General features: G+C 69.0%; 14 protein-coding genes. 5 read left to right on the top strand and 9 right to left on the bottom strand.

The genetic code is table 11. The features are described 5' to 3' along the window. Positions 1-13: 13 nt before the first annotated feature. The 6 genes from PV682_RS23360 to PV682_RS23335 all read right to left on the bottom strand — a co-directional run bounded on the left by PV682_RS23360 (position 14) and on the right by PV682_RS23335 (position 5,248). Positions 14-751, bottom strand: coding sequence for a TerD family protein (locus tag PV682_RS23360; protein ID WP_109363471.1), 738 nt, complete (start codon positions 749-751; stop codon positions 14-16). Positions 752-891: 140 nt separating this feature from the next. Continuing rightward, the gene (locus tag PV682_RS23355) at positions 892-2,040 is read right to left on the bottom strand and encodes a DUF475 domain-containing protein (RefSeq protein ID WP_319732906.1); all 1,149 of its coding nucleotides are present in this window, start codon (positions 2,038-2,040) and stop codon (positions 892-894) included. Positions 2,041-2,088: 48 nt separating this feature from the next. Next, positions 2,089-2,664 carry a TerD family protein gene (locus PV682_RS23350; protein WP_055719211.1) on the bottom strand — a complete coding sequence of 192 codons (576 nt, stop codon included), beginning with the start codon at positions 2,662-2,664 and terminating at the stop codon, positions 2,089-2,091. A gap of 96 nt (positions 2,665-2,760) precedes the next feature. Continuing rightward, positions 2,761-3,336 carry a calcium homeostasis/redox stress adaptation protein gene (locus PV682_RS23345; RefSeq protein WP_055719212.1) on the bottom strand — a complete coding sequence of 192 codons (576 nt, stop codon included), beginning with the start codon at positions 3,334-3,336 and terminating at the stop codon, positions 2,761-2,763. A 116-nt stretch (positions 3,337-3,452) separates the two neighbouring features. Next, a complete protein-coding gene (locus tag PV682_RS23340; RefSeq protein WP_319732902.1) occupies positions 3,453-3,911 on the bottom strand; it encodes a peroxiredoxin in 459 nt (152 codons plus the stop codon). Between the two features lie 911 nt (positions 3,912-4,822). Next, complete coding sequence (locus tag PV682_RS23335) at positions 4,823-5,248, bottom strand: DUF3052 domain-containing protein (protein WP_055720450.1); 426 nt, start codon at positions 5,246-5,248, stop codon at positions 4,823-4,825. A 354-nt stretch (positions 5,249-5,602) separates the two neighbouring features. Between PV682_RS23335 and aceE the strand changes: the two genes are divergently transcribed. Continuing rightward, entirely contained in the window at positions 5,603-8,335 is a 2,733-nt protein-coding gene (aceE, locus tag PV682_RS23330) for a pyruvate dehydrogenase (acetyl-transferring), homodimeric type (RefSeq protein WP_319732900.1), read from the top strand. 24 nt (positions 8,336-8,359) lie between these two features. Here the strand turns inward: aceE and PV682_RS23325 are convergent, their stop codons facing one another. Genes PV682_RS23325 through PV682_RS23315 form a run of 3 tightly spaced genes read right to left on the bottom strand, consistent with a single transcriptional unit; the run spans position 8,360 to position 10,667 of the window. Next, positions 8,360-8,656 carry a small hydrophobic protein gene (locus PV682_RS23325; protein ID WP_319732898.1) on the bottom strand — a complete coding sequence of 99 codons (297 nt, stop codon included), beginning with the start codon at positions 8,654-8,656 and terminating at the stop codon, positions 8,360-8,362. 58 nt (positions 8,657-8,714) lie between these two features. After that, positions 8,715-9,206, bottom strand: a complete 492-nt coding sequence (locus PV682_RS23320; RefSeq protein WP_319732896.1) for a hypothetical protein — start codon at positions 9,204-9,206, stop codon at positions 8,715-8,717. Positions 9,207-9,215: 9 nt separating this feature from the next. After that, entirely contained in the window at positions 9,216-10,667 is a 1,452-nt protein-coding gene (locus PV682_RS23315; protein ID WP_319732894.1) for a helix-turn-helix domain-containing protein, read from the bottom strand. A gap of 200 nt (positions 10,668-10,867) precedes the next feature. Here PV682_RS23315 and PV682_RS23310 point away from each other — a divergent pair, with 200 nt between their 5' ends. The 4 genes from PV682_RS23310 to cyaB all read left to right on the top strand — a co-directional run bounded on the left by PV682_RS23310 (position 10,868) and on the right by cyaB (position 14,135). Beyond that, positions 10,868-11,323, top strand: a complete 456-nt coding sequence (locus tag PV682_RS23310) for a hypothetical protein (protein ID WP_319732892.1) — start codon at positions 10,868-10,870, stop codon at positions 11,321-11,323. Positions 11,324-11,485: 162 nt separating this feature from the next. Further along, a complete protein-coding gene (locus PV682_RS23305) occupies positions 11,486-12,157 on the top strand; it encodes a hypothetical protein (protein ID WP_319732890.1) in 672 nt (223 codons plus the stop codon). 26 nt (positions 12,158-12,183) lie between these two features. Then, on the top strand, positions 12,184-13,566 hold the full coding sequence (locus PV682_RS23300; protein WP_319732888.1) for a class I SAM-dependent methyltransferase: 1,383 nt from the start codon (positions 12,184-12,186) through the stop codon (positions 13,564-13,566). Further along, positions 13,563-14,135, top strand: a complete 573-nt coding sequence (gene cyaB, locus PV682_RS23295; RefSeq protein ID WP_319732886.1) for a class IV adenylate cyclase — start codon at positions 13,563-13,565, stop codon at positions 14,133-14,135. Before PV682_RS23300 ends, cyaB begins: the two co-directional genes overlap by 4 nt. Positions 14,136-14,304 lie beyond the last annotated feature (169 nt).

The raw sequence follows: 14,304 nt of genomic DNA, 5'->3' as shown, positions 1-14,304 counted from the left end.
AGGCGGAGGGGTATCACTTCTCCGCCTTCGCCTTGTACCCCCGCCCCCACTGGAGCCCCCACCCGTACAGCCGGTCCAGCTCCGCCTGGAACCCGTACACGAACCGCACCTCGCGGCGCACCATCAGCTCCCCCTTGACGTTCTCGATCATCACGACCGCGCAGGACCGCGCCTGGGGGTGCCGTTCGTCGAGCCCGACCTCTATGCGGGGGCCGTTGCTCGGGTAGAGCGTGACCATCGCGTGGGTACGGTCGAACGCCGGCGTCTGGTCGTAGATGTAGACGAACACCAGCAGCCGCTTGATGTTCTCGCGGTGGTCGAGGTTGACGTACATCGTCTCCCCCGACGCCGACCCGAACCGGTCGTCCCCGCTGAGTTTGACGTACGGCGCGTCGTTGACGTCCCCGAGCAGCCCGCCCAGCGGCTGTACGACGCCCTTGGAGCCGTCGGCGAGCTCGTAGAGGCAGCCCAGGTCGAGGTCGACGTTGACCATGGACTGGCTGTGCCCGACGACCTCCGGGGGCTTGAGCGCCTTGAAGGGGTGGCGCAGGAGGCTCTCGCGCTGCATGCCGCCGAAGTCGGAGGTCCGCATCCGCCAGGTCAGGTTGACGCGGAGGTTGCCGCTGGCCGCGCCCTGCTTCGTCAGCGAGACCTGCGGGTGCCGTTTGCTCAGCTCGATCGCGTTGCTCGCGGCGCTGCCCGAGTCGAAGTCGGCCGCGCGGCTGCCCAGCAGGCCGTCGAAGAAGCCCATCTCCCGCCCCATGTCCCTCTCGTAGAACCCCGCGTCGGTGAAATGCCCGGCGGGGCGGCCGTGTTGAACAGCCGCCCCGCCAAGTAGCTTTCCTCATCCGGAAGCTGATCACACTCCGGTCCACATGTCAGACGCGTATGTCAGACGCCGGAGGAGACCTCCGCCTTCGCGTCGTCAGACCCCTCTTTTCCCTCGGCCGCCGCCAGCGCGCGGTTGCGGCGGACGGAGGACCAGAAGGACCAGGCGATCAGCAGGACGCCGATGGAGCCGGTGATGACCTCGTGGATCTCGTACTGGATGGTGACCATCAGCAGCACCGCGAGCGCGCCGATCGCGTAGTGCGCGCCGTGCTCCAGGTAGACGTAGTCGTCGAGGGTGCCCTGCCGGACCAGGTAGACGGTCAGGGACCGGACGTACATGGCGCCGACGCCGAGGCCGACGGCCATCAGGACGATGTCGTTGGTGATGGCGAAGGCGCCGATCACGCCGTCGAAGGAGAACGACGCGTCGAGGACCTCCAGGTAGAGGAACATGAAGAACGCGGCGCGGCCGGCGAGCAGGATGACCGGCTTCTGCTTGCCCGCGCGCTTGGCCTCTTCCTCCGCCTCGTGCTCCCGCTCCTCCTCTTCTTCGAGCTTGCCCTCGAAGTAGCCGGAGAGGCCGCCGACCACGAGGTACGTGATCAGGCCGAGGATGCCGGAGAGCAGGACCGTCTCGGTCTTGTCGACGTGTCCGCCGCCGTGGATGTGGGCGTTGGGGGCGACCGTGAACGCGGCGATCAGCAGGACACCGAGCGCGATGCAGACCGACAGCATGTCGACCTTGCCGAGCTTGGCGAGCGGGCGCTCGATCCAGCCGAGCCACTTGATGTCCCGGTCCTCGAAGATGAAGTCGAGGAAGATCATCAGCAGGAACATGCCACCGAAGGCGGCGATCGACGCGTGCGCGTCGGTCACCAGCTCCTGGTAGCGGGTCTTGTCGCTGAGGGCGAGGTCGACGGCCTCGATCGGCCCCAGCTTGGCGCTGATGGCGACGATCACGACCGGGAAGACCAGACGCATGCCGAACACCGCGATGAGCACACCGACGGTGAGGAAGATGCGCTGCCAGAAGGCGTTCATCTTCTTCAGGATCCCGGCGTTGACCACCGCGTTGTCGAACGACAGGGAGATCTCGAGGATGGACAGGATCGCCACGACGCCGAGGCCGGTCCATCCGTCGTAGAGGACCCCGACGGCCAGGCCGAGCGCGGTGACCGCGAACGACCAGCCAAAGGTTTTCAGAAGCACTGGCTACCCAATCCGTAGGTACGGGTCTCCCCCGCGCCGTACTCGGCTTTACGAAACGTTGACTCCGAAGTCTAGAGCGATGCCCCGCAAACCCGACGCGTACCCCTGTCCGACCGCACGGAACTTCCACTCCCCCTGGTAGCGGTAGAGCTCGCCGAAGATCATCGCGGTCTCCGTGGAGGCGTCCTCGGAGAGGTCGTAGCGGGCGAGTTCCTGGCCGTCGGCCTGGTTGACGACGCGGATGAACGCGTTCGCGACCTGGCCGAAGGTCTGGCCGCGCTCGTCGGCCTGGTGGATCGAGACCGGGAAGACGATCTTGTCGCAGTGGGCGGGGACCTTGGAGAGGTCGACGATCAGCGACTCGTCGTCGCCGTCGCCCTCGCCGGTCAGGTTGTCGCCGGTGTGCTCGACCGAGCCGTCCGGGCTCTTCAGCTGGTTGTAGAAGACGAACCACTCGTCGCCCAGGACCCGGCCGCTGTTGCACAGCAGGGCGCTGGCGTCGAGGTCGAAGGGTGCGCCGGTGGTGGAGCGCGCGTCCCAGCCGAGCCCGACCAGCACTTGCGTGAGGTTCGGAGCGGCCTTGGACAGGGAGACGTTTCCTCCCTTGGCGAGCGTGACGCCCATGTTGCTGTCCTCCCCTGGTGGTGCCTCTGCTGGTTGTCCTGCGCGCCCGGCACCGCCCCTAAACGGGAGCGGGGCCGGGAACGTGGGAGCGGGGCGTCAGACGTTGACGCCGAAGTCCTGGGCGATGCCGCGCAGGCCCGAGGCGTAGCCCTGGCCGATGGCGCGGAACTTCCACTCCGCGCCGTGCCGGTACAGCTCGCCGAAGACCATCGCGGTCTCCGTCGACGCGTCCTCGGAGAGGTCGTAGCGGGCGATCTCGGCCTCGCCCGCCTGGTTCACGACGCGGATGAAGGCGTTGCGGACCTGGCCGAAGGACTGCTGGCGGTTCTCGGCGTCGTAGATCGAGACCGGGAAGACGATCTTGTCGACGTCGGCGGGGACGCCGGCGAGGTTGACCTTGATCTGCTCGTCGTCGCCCTCGCCCTCACCGGTGATGTTGTCGCCGGTGTGCTCGACCGAGCCGTCCGGGCTCTTGAGGTTGTTGAAGAAGACGAAGTTCGCGTCGCTGGCGACCTTGCCGGACGAGTCCACCAGCAGGGCGCTGGCGTCCAGGTCGAAGTCGGTGCCGGTCGTGGTGCGGACGTCCCACCCCAGACCGACGATGACCGCGGTCAGGCCCGGGGCCTCCTTGGTCAGCGAGACATTGCCGCCCTTGCTGAGGCTGACTCCCACGAGTCCTCCCTTGGATTCCCGGGGCGGGGAGCCCCGTCGTACGTCGGATATGCCGGATCAACGATCCGATCCTAGTGACGGGTTCCCGCACCCCGCAGGCCCTGGCCCGGAAGAAATCACAGGGTGTCGAGGGCCTTGACGTACTCGCCGAGGTCCCGGGCGTCCGGGAGCGCGTTGACGACCGTCCAGCGGACGATGCCGTCCTTGTCGATGACGAACGTGCCGCGCACCGCGCAGCCCTTGTCCTCCGCGAAGACGCCGTACGCGCGCGAGACCTCGCCGTGCGGCCAGAAGTCGCTGAGCAGGGGGTACTCAAGCCCCTCCTGCTCCCCGAACACCCGCAGCGTGTGGATGGAGTCGTTGGACACGGCCAGCACCTGCGTGTCCCGGTCCTCGAACCTCGGCAGGTTGTCCCTGACCTCGCACAGCTCCCCGGTGCACACGCCGGTGAACGCGAAGGGGTAGAAGAGCAGCACGACGTTCTTGCTCCCCCGGAAGTCGGAGAGCCTCACGGTCGCGCCGTGATTGTCCTTGAGCTCGAAGTCCGGAGCCTTCTCGCCGACCTGGATCGCCATCGGGATCTTTCCCTTCGGTGGGCTGTTCGGGGGATCACAGCGTACGGGGGGAGGGGGTGGGGGGAAGGGAGCGGGGGGTTCCGGGCGGGCCCGCGGCAACGGGGCCGCGGAGCGGGGCGGGGGGCAGGAGGGGGCGCGAGGGGGGGCGGGCCGCGGGGGTACGGGCCAGGGCGCAAAGGGGGCGGGCCGCGGGGGGACAGGCCAGGGCACGAGCGAGAGGCAGGCCCCGAGGGGGACAGGCCAGGGCACGAGCGAGAGGCAGGCCGCGAGGGGGGCGTGCGGCACACGTGAAGCGCCGGGGACCGGCAGAACGCCCGCTGCTCAGCGGGGCTCGGCCACCCGGTGCAGCCCCGGCGGCGCGGCGGCCACCCGGGCGGAGCGGCTCAGCCGCTGGGGGTGCGCGGCAGCTCAGCCGCCGTGTGGGGTGCGCGGCAGCCCTGCTGCGTCCCCGGCAGGGCCTTCTTCGGGGACCGGCGGGACGTCATCCCCGTCGTCCGGCAGGGCCGCGTTGGGCTCCGGCAGGTCTGCGCCGCCCGGCTGGGCCCCGGTGGGGTGCGGGTGGCGGCGCGGAGTCCCGTGTCGTCCTGCGATGCCCTGATCACCCGGCGAGGTGACACAAGGGCGTCGGGCGGGGTTGGGGGGCTCTGCGAGGGGCCCCAGCGCCTGGGGCGGGGCCGTGGGGCCGGGCCCGTGGGGCGGAGCTATGGAGCCAGACCCGTGGGGCAGGGCCACGGAGCCAGACCCGTGGGCCGGGGCCATGGGGCCGAGCCCGTGGGGCGGGGCCATAGGCCAAGCTCGTGGGGCGGAGCCGTGAGGCCGGGCCCGTGGGGCGGGCGGGATGCGGGTGCGGTTTTTGGGCCGGGTCTCCCCCGGAGGGTGCCGCACCCGCTTCCGTCAGCTGGAGGCGAGGCTCAGCGCTTGGCGCCCTTCGGGGGCAGGAGGCGGGTCGCCACCCAGTCCTTGCCCGCGTTGACGCTCTTGGACTGCGACAGTCCGGCCGTCTGCGCGGCGTCGTTGATGTCGCTGGGCTCGATGTAGCCGTCCCGTCCGGTCTTCGGGGTGAGGAGCAGGATCGTCCCGGCCTCCTCCAGGTACCCGATGGCGTCGACGAGCGCGTCCGTGAGGTCGCCGTCCTCGTCACGGAACCAGAGGACGACGGCATCGGCCACGTCGTCGTAGTCCTCGTCCACCAATTCGGCGCCGGTGGCTTCCTCGATGGCCTCGCGGAGCTCCTGGTCTACGTCCTCGTCGTAGCCGATCTCCTGGACCACCTGGGCGGGCTGGAAACCCAGCCGTACGGCCAGGCTCGTCTCCGCGTGGTCCGCGGTCGCGCTCACGGTCTGCCTCCTGATCATGTTCTTTCGATGACAACTCGGCCACGCGTACGCGCGTGGTGTTGGCCGTAGTCCACACGGGCGGGGCGGATCGCGCAAGTACCCGGCGGTTCGGACCGCCTAAACGGTGACGATCCGGGCCGTGTCGCCGCAACTCCCGTCAAGGTTTCCACGGCAAAGGTGACACACACCACACCTTTCTGCCCTGTTTGCGCGTTTGGAAATCGCGTACCCGCAGAAGGTGACGTTTGACGCCCCGAGGTACACGATGGGGAACGGTGCAGCAGGCATCCCGAAACGTGCGGCTCCCGGGGTCTTCACGGCCCCTCGGCAGCCCTTCGACAGGTAAGGAACAGCGTGGCTTCCGGATCCGATCGCAATCCGATCATCATTGGCGGCCTTCCGAGTCAGGTTCCTGACTTCGACCCCGAGGAAACACGGGAGTGGCTCGACTCCCTCGACGCCGCCATCGACGAGCGGGGCCGCGAACGCGCCCGCTACCTGATGCTCAGGCTCATCGAGCGGGCCCGCGAGAAGCGCGTCGCCGTCCCCGAGATGCGCAGCACGGACTACGTCAACACGATCCCCACCAAGAGCGAGCCGTTCTTCCCGGGCAACGAGGAGATCGAGCGCAAGATCCTCAACGCGACCCGCTGGAACGCGGCCGTGATGGTGTCGCGCGCCCAGCGCCCCGGCATCGGCGTCGGCGGCCACATCGCGACGTTCGCGTCCTCCGCGTCCCTGTACGACGTCGGCTTCAACCACTTCTTCCGCGGCAAGGACGAGGGCGACGGCGGCGACCAGGTCTTCTTCCAGGGCCACGCCTCCCCCGGCATCTACGCCCGCGCGTTCCTCCTCGACCGCCTGACCGAGCAGCACCTCGACGCGTTCCGCCAGGAGAAGTCCCGCGCCCCGTACGGCCTTTCGTCGTACCCGCACCCGCGTCTGATGCCGGACTTCTGGGAGTTCCCGACCGTCTCGATGGGCCTCGGCCCGATCGGCGCGATCTACCAGGCCCGCATGAACCGGTACATGCACGCCCGCGAGATCGCCGACACCTCGAAGTCCCACGTCTGGGCGTTCCTCGGCGACGGCGAGATGGACGAGCCGGAGTCGCTGGGCCAGTTGACGATCGCCGCCCGCGAGGGCCTCGACAACCTGACCTTCGTCGTCAACTGCAACCTCCAGCGCCTCGACGGGCCCGTGCGCGGCAACGGCAAGGTGATCCAGGAGCTGGAGTCCGTCTTCCGGGGCGCCGGCTGGAACGTCATCAAGCTGATCTGGGACCGCAGTTGGGACCCGCTGCTCGCGCAGGACCGCGACGGCATCCTCGTCAACCGGATGAACACGACGCCGGACGGCCAGTACCAGACGTACGCCACCGAGTCGGGCGCCTACATCCGCGACCACTTCTTCGGCGACGACCAGCGGCTGCGCGCGATGGTCGAGGGCATGACGGACGACCAGATCCTGCACCTCGGGCGCGGCGGGCACGACCACAAGAAGATCTACGCCGCGTTCAAGGCGGCCGTCGAGCACAAGGGGCAGCCGACGGTCATCCTGGCGAAGACGGTCAAGGGCTGGACCCTCGGCCCCAACTTCGAGGGCCGCAACGCGACCCACCAGATGAAGAAGCTGACGGTCGCCGATCTCAAGGGCTTCCGCGACCGCCTCCATCTCCCCATCTCCGACCAGCAGTTGGAGTCCGGCCTGCCGCCGTACTACCACCCGGGGCGGGACTCGGAGGAGATCCAGTACATGCACGACCGGCGCACGTCGCTGGGCGGGTACGTCCCGACGCGCGTCGTGCGCGCCAAGCCGCTCGCGCTGCCGGACGACAAGGCGTACGCGACCGTGAAGAAGGGCACCGGCCAGCAGTCCATCGCCACCACCATGGCGTTCGTCCGGCTGCTCAAGGACCTCATGCGGGACAAGGAGTTGGGCCGCCGCTTCGTCCTCATCGCGCCCGACGAGTACCGCACGTTCGGCATGGACTCCTTCTTCCCGAGCGCGAAGATCTACAACCCGCTCGGCCAGCAGTACGAGTCCGTCGACCGTGAACTCCTGCTCGCCTACAAGGAGTCGCCGACCGGGCAGATGCTCCACGACGGCATCTCCGAGGCGGGCTGCACGGCGTCCCTGATCGCGGCGGGTTCGGCCTACGCCACCCACGGCGAACCCCTCATCCCCGTGTACGTCTTCTACTCGATGTTCGGATTCCAGCGCACCGGCGACCAGTTCTGGCAGATGTCGGACCAACTCGCCCGCGGATTCGTCCTCGGCGCGACCGCCGGGCGCACGACCCTGACCGGCGAGGGCCTCCAACACGCCGACGGCCACTCCCAGTTGCTCGCCTCGACCAACCCCGGGTGTGTCGCCTACGACCCCGCGTACGGCTACGAGATCGCCCACATCGTCCAGGACGGGCTCCGCCGTATGTACGGCCCCGACAGCGAGGACGTCTTCTACTACCTCACCGTCTACAACGAGCCCCTCCAGCACCCGGCGGAGCCTTCCGACGTCGACGTCGAGGGCATCCTCAAGGGCATCCACCGCGTCTCCTCCGGCACGGCGGGCTCAACTCCGGCCCAGATCCTCGCCTCCGGCGTGGCCGTCCCCTGGGCATTGGAAGCCCAGCGCATCCTCGCCGAGGAGTGGGACGTCCGCGCCGACGTCTGGTCGGCCACGTCCTGGAACGAACTGCGCCGCGAGGCCGTCGACGTCGAACGCCGCAACCTCCTGCACCCCGAGGAGGACGCCCGCGTCCCCTACATCACCCGCAAACTCTCCGGCTCCGAAGGCCCGTTCATCGCCGTCTCCGACTGGATGCGCTCGGTCCCCGACCAGATCTCCCGCTGGATCCCCGGCACGTACCAGTCCCTGGGCGCGGACGGCTTCGGCTTCGCGGACACGCGGGGGGCGGCGCGGCGGTTCTTCCACATCGACGCGCAGTCGATCGTGCTGGGGGTCCTCACGGAGCTGGCGAAGGAGGGGAAGGTGGAGCGGTCGGCGTTGAAGCAGGCGATCGAGCGGTACCAGCTCCTCGACGTGGCCGCGGCCGACCCCGGTGCGGCGGGGGGCGACGCGTAGGGGCGTGAACCGGGGAACGGGGTCCTACATCCACCCGTTCCCCGGCGTCCCGGCGAGCCACAGCACCGCGAGCACGGTGTCCAGCCCGCCCAGAATCACCGCGACGAGCGGCGCGACGGCCCTGGAGGCCCACCGCCGCCCCATCGCCAGCCACCCGCACACCATGGCCACCGGCCCCAGCACGATCCCGAGCACGAAGAACCCGGCAACCGCGCACACCACCCCCGCGATCCCGAGCGTCACACGATCCGGCCCACTCCGTGACCCCATCCGGCCACGTGAGCGAGGGTATTTGCGTGCCCCGTGCCCAAACCCCGACATGGTCAACTCCCTTGTCTGTGGGGTCGCTTCACGGGAACGGGTACCCGCCGAGTCCGATTCACACCTGCCGTGCAGCTCCTTGCGGCCACACGACATCGACCGGCACGCCGGCCTTCCGCGCCTCCACCACGGTGTCAGCGGTACCGCCACCCTTCCCCCTGGGCGGCACCCCGTCCCAGACGGCGACAAGCCGCTCGGCCCGCTGGACGAGCACGGCGTTGGCGGCCTCGTACGCACGGCGGTCGGCGGTCTCGTACGGCAGCACCAGAACCTCGTCGGCGGCCTCGACGAGCCGGTCGAAGCGCGCCGCGTGGTCGGGCTTGACCTTGTTCGCGCGGTAGTCCTGGGACGGCACGACAACGACAAGCCGCCCACCGAGAGCGAGCACGACCTCGGCGAACAAGGAATCCGCCCCCTTGGCAATACACGAAACCCCAACAAGCTCCCCACCCTCGGCGTACCCCTTGAGCAACTCCCCCAGCGCGTCCCGCACCAACGGCACACTCACCTCGGTCAGATCCATGTGCCCGGTCACCGCGATCGTGGTCATGCCGCTCCCTCAACTCGCCAGAACTTCACGGATTCTCGCCCGCGCCTCGCCCACCGCGTGCGATGCCGAACGGCCCACCGTGTACGGGTACAGCTTGCCGAGATGGTCGCGTACACGGTCCGACCGGGTCCGATGAGCGGCATCGACAGCCCGATGAGTGTGCTCGACCGCCACTGCCACATCGCCCATCAGGAAGTGGCACTCCGCCAGTCCGATGAGGTCGAGGGCATGGCTGCGTCCCGCGCCGGGTCCACGGTTCGCCAGCGCGCCACGGATGTGTTCAGCGGCGGTTTCCGCATGCTGCCGGGGATCGTCGCGTGCCATGTCCAACAGACGGCCACCGGTGACACCGGACAGTTCGGCTTCGTCGAAGTACGCGATCCAGTACGGCTCTTCGTCCGAGTCCGCGTCGGCAAGCGCCTCGGCGGCCTCTCCTGTCGCCCGCCGGAACGCCGACACACGGCCCAGCGCCGCGTACGCCCATGCCTCGCGTGTATGAAGCATGGCGCGCACACGCGGGCCTGCCGCCTTGCTCGCGCCTTTCTGCGCAAAGTGCACAAGCTCCAGGGCGTCTTGCGGACGGTCCCGGCACAACATCTGCCGGGCCATGCCCGCCAGGACGTTCGCGCCGAACGCGGTGTCACCCGCCGCATGGGCCGCGCGCAGCGCCAACAGGTAATAGTCCTGGGCAAGTTTCTGGAGGCCGGAGTCCCACGTCATGGTCGCGGCGGTGCCACCCAGGTGTGCCATGACCTGGAAAAGACTTCGCTCGATGTCCGGCGCCTGGTGCTCCTCCAGATGTCCGGCCACCTCGTTGAGCTGGCCGATGACGGCTTTACGGCGCAGGCCACCGCCAAACCGGTGGTCCCAGGCTCTGAATGCCCGTGCCGTTGCCGCGAGTTCACTCACCTCACCTCGTCCGACACGGCCTCGGTGACGCCCGGCGGCAGTCGCCGACGCGGGTTGCGGGCTCAGCCAGCCCTCCAGCGAGTCGAGAAGGGAAGCCCCGGACAAGGTGGTGCCGGTCAGAGCGCCTATGGCGGCACGGCGGTCCATGACGAGATCACTCCTGGTCATGTCGGAAGCCAGATGCACGGTTGCTTCAGGGAGCCATAAAACGCCGTCGGGTGACTGTGCAGTCGGGGGTGCCGGAGAAGCTGGCATATCGGGCTGCTTCTCCCAAGGACGGTCGGCAAGTCCGACCATGCGCCCGGGAATTCGCAACCCGTCAGCGATCCGGCAGATCACGTCGAAGCTGGTGACCTGCTGCTGCCCACTGATGATCGTGGAAACCTTCCCCGGGGTAAGCCCGCAGGCTGCCGCGATGCGGTTCTGGGACAAGCCGCCCCACTTCTTGACGAGCGAGAAGACCGCAGCGAAGTCGTGCTCCTCCAGGGCTCGCTTCAAGTCGTCTCGTTCGAGGATCTCGGGAGCGAGAGGGCCGGGAGTAGTGGTGTCCATGAGGCCAACTTCCGCGATGAGCTTAGGCGCTTCGTCATGCCGTTCTGAACCGGCAACGAGTGTATTACCGCCTCGGTAACCCCCGCTGGTCATACCTGAGATCCACCCACGGCGACGATCCTCGACTCATCGGCAACGCAGACCCCGGCGACCTGGCAGGGCCCCGGGGCGTGGCCAACGCTGTAAAGGAGCGTCAGCAGTTGAACCGGACAACCCCGCCCCGGGCCGACGGCCTTCCGCCGAAACCCCGCATGACGGTGCACGTGTTCACCGTCGACCGGTACGGCCGTGTCACCCGCGATCTCGGCATCCGCAGCGTGTCCGTCGAGCCGGACGCCCCGCCCGAGCCGCTGCCCCTGAAGTTCCCGGCGTGCGCGTGCCCGCGTCACCGGCCGACGGTCACCGGGGTTGTCCAGGCTCCGACGGTCCATGCGGTGCGTGCCGAGGCGGGTTGGTTCCTGGAGCAGACCGAGCTGCCCCGGCATCAGACGGTCGCCGCGTTCGGCCGGGACTTCGCCGCCTGTATCGCCGAGTTGATCCCCAGGTGGAGCGGGCCGCGCGCGGCAGCACCGCCGCCCTGTCCGCCGTCGCTGAGGCCCGCCGCTGCCTCGGCGTCGCCGTCCAGCCGGGGCTGGTGGGTGAAGTGGCGCGAGTGAGGGAGCTGGCGCGGTGCGTCGTGGCCCTGGGTGAGCAGTACGACGTACTCACCCGGGAGGCGCGAGCGTGAACAGGCGCCTGCTGACCGTCGCTTACCTGACCGTCCTGCTGACGCTGCTGGTGGCGCTGGCGTGGGGCATCGCCGGTGCCAGAGGTATGTCGTGACGTCCGCCGTACATGTCTGGAACGGCCTCCGCGTCCCCTGGATCACGCCCTGGAGCAGCGAACAGGGCCTCCCCGTCCGACTCGTCCGGCAGTACAACCGCCACGGCGAGGAACGGATCGGCTACGCGGATGAGGACCGCTCCGACCGCCGTGACGGTGTGCTGTGGGTGCGGATCGCGGTGACCCCAGGGACCGGCGTACCGGACTTCGCGTCCCTGCACCCGCTGCGTCAACGCCAGGCGATGGCGCACCTGTTGTGCCAGGTGTGCGGAACCCCGACCGTCGGAAGCCGCGCCGATGAACGGCACCTCTTCCTGGTTCGCGAGGCCGACGGCCGTCCCCTCCGGGAGGGACAGACGACCATCGCACCTCCCGTACACGAAACCTGCGCCCTCCAGTCCGTACGCGCCTGCCCCCACCTCCGCCGGGGCTGGACCGCCGCCCTCGTCGGCCACGCCTCCCCGTGGGGCATCGCCGGAACCCTCCACCACCCCGACACCCTCGCCCCGTTGAGCCCGCCGAGGGAACTGATCCCGGTGCCGTACGAGGACGAACCCCGTCTGCACTGGCTTCTCGCCTCCCGCGAGGTGGTCGCCCTCCACGAGGTCGAGCCGATCGGTCTCGACCGGTTGGAGACCGAGGCTCGAACCGTACAAGTCTCCGCATGAGACCCGAGCACGCCCCAGGAGGGCATGTGTCTGGTACCGCGTTCCACACGACGCTCAAGACAGCGTCGGGGTACCTCGACGTGGCCGCGAACGCGCACGGAGAGGAGAAGGCGTTCCTCGCGCTCCAGGCCCTGGAGCGGACGAGGCGGACCGGTCCGCATGTCGTCGAGGTCGGGCCGGGCGGCGGATCGGCTGTCGCCTGCCTGGCCTCCCGACTCGCGGAGGGCAGGCCGCAGGTCTACGGCGTACGGCTCACCCTCGTCGAGGTGCCCGGCGTGACGTCGTCCTCTCTCACGGAGGCGATGGCCGCCGTCGACCGCGTCGGTTCCTGCCGGCTGATCGCCGGGTTCGCCCAGGACATCGGGACGCTCCTGCCCGAACCGGCCGACGTCATCAGCGCGTCTGCCCTGCTGCACGAGGTCTATTCGTACGCCGGTGGCTACCCCGGCCTGCACGACATGATCCGTACGCTGCCGACCGTCCTGACGCCCGGCGGCATGTTCGCCTACCGCGACGTGTACGCGGTCAGGGGCGCCTCCCTGCACGACCGGGCGTTCCAGACGTACACCTCGCGGGCGTGGCTGCGGTTCCTGCGGATGTTCGTCCCGCAGTACCTGGAGCACGGCACGCACCCGTACCACAGCGCCTCGGACCTGATCGTCGTACGCCAGAACTCGCGGATCGTCCCGATCGGGGAACTGGACGAGGGGACCAGCGCCGTCGTCGCCGCGCCCGTCGGGCTCTTCCGGGAGGTGCAGCGGCATTACGTCACGCTGCGGGACCACGTCTGGCGTTCGGGGGTGCTCGGTGTCCGGCCGTATCTGGAGGGGCCGTTGGCGGAGGACTGGATGGACGCCCGGCACGGACACAAGCGGGTCCACTACGCGCTGACCGACTCCGACTGGTTACCGGAGGCGCAGAAGAGCATGCTGCTCGCCCTGAGCGAGAGGTACACGGATCACTTCACGGTGGACGGCGACATCTTCGACGAGTGCACCGACATCGCCCTGACCGCGTTCCTGGCGCGCGCCGAGCAGGACGACGGGGAGTGCGCGCAGGTGTGGCGGAACTGGGTGACCCGCGAGGGCCGCGAGACGTACGCGTACCTGACGCTGGACGCGCTGCTCACCGCTGTCGCCGTCCACTCCACCGAGGCCGCCCAGGACCGCCGTACCGTCCTCCTGCCCGTGACGGCGGAGGATGTACTGCGTTGCGAACGCGCCTACTACAACCGGTACTTGAGGCGTGCCCTGCCCAACCCCCTCAGGGACGCCAAGCAGTTGGTGCTCTTCACCAACATTCCCATCGACGACCGGGACCAGGTCGCCCGCGGCATGCGCTGCCTCCAGCAGTGGTGTGCCAAGGGCAGTCTGGCCCGCGTCTACTCGGCCATCAGCGCAGAAGGATGAGCACAGTGCACGGACAGATCGAAGTCGAACGCAAGCGGCAGCTCCCGGCGGACGGCCGCACCGGCATCGTGGAAGCGCTGGCGGAGTCCGGCTGGACGGCGGACGCCCCGGTGACCGAGGTCGACACCTACTACAGCCGGCCCGACGTCGACTACATGGAGACGGTCGAGTGCCTGCGCGTCAGGCGGCGCGGGGACTTCGCGGAGATCACCTACAAGCCGGCGTCCGGCACGGAGACCAGCGGCGACGGCGTGATCGCGAAGCGGGAGACGAACGTCGAGGTCGGCGGTGCGCAGGCGGATCAGGCTGACCTCCTTCTGGAGAGCATCGGGATGCGGCTGCTGGTGCGCGTGGAGAAGCACCGTACGACCTACCGGCACCCCCTGTATCCGGACGCGTCTGTCAGCATCGACCTCCTCGCCGGGGTCGGGGACTACGTCGAGACCGAGGTCATGAGCCCGGACCAGGAAGCCGCTGCGGCCACCCTCAAGGATGTCGAGGAGCAGATCGGTGTGACGGACCTCCCCGTCGTCGACCTCCCCTACCGGGACCTCGTGCTCGCTCGGTGACCCCCGCCCAGGGCCACAGCGCGCTATCCCCCTCCGGCAGCGCGCCACAGCCCTGGGCCTGACCCACTGTGACGCGCGCCGCGAACCGTGCGCGAGGAACCTTTAGCAAAGTCACCCTGATTGGGGAACTTCCTTGACGTTGCGTCAGTTTCGTTGACAGGCAGGGAGT

The organism is Streptomyces niveiscabiei, from assembly GCF_033794345.1.
In the GTDB taxonomy this organism is placed as follows: Bacteria; Actinomycetota; Actinomycetes; order Streptomycetales; family Streptomycetaceae; genus Streptomyces; species Streptomyces niveiscabiei.
The sequence above is the reverse complement of the archived record's forward strand: the minus strand, read 5'-3'. Positions and strand labels throughout refer to the sequence as shown.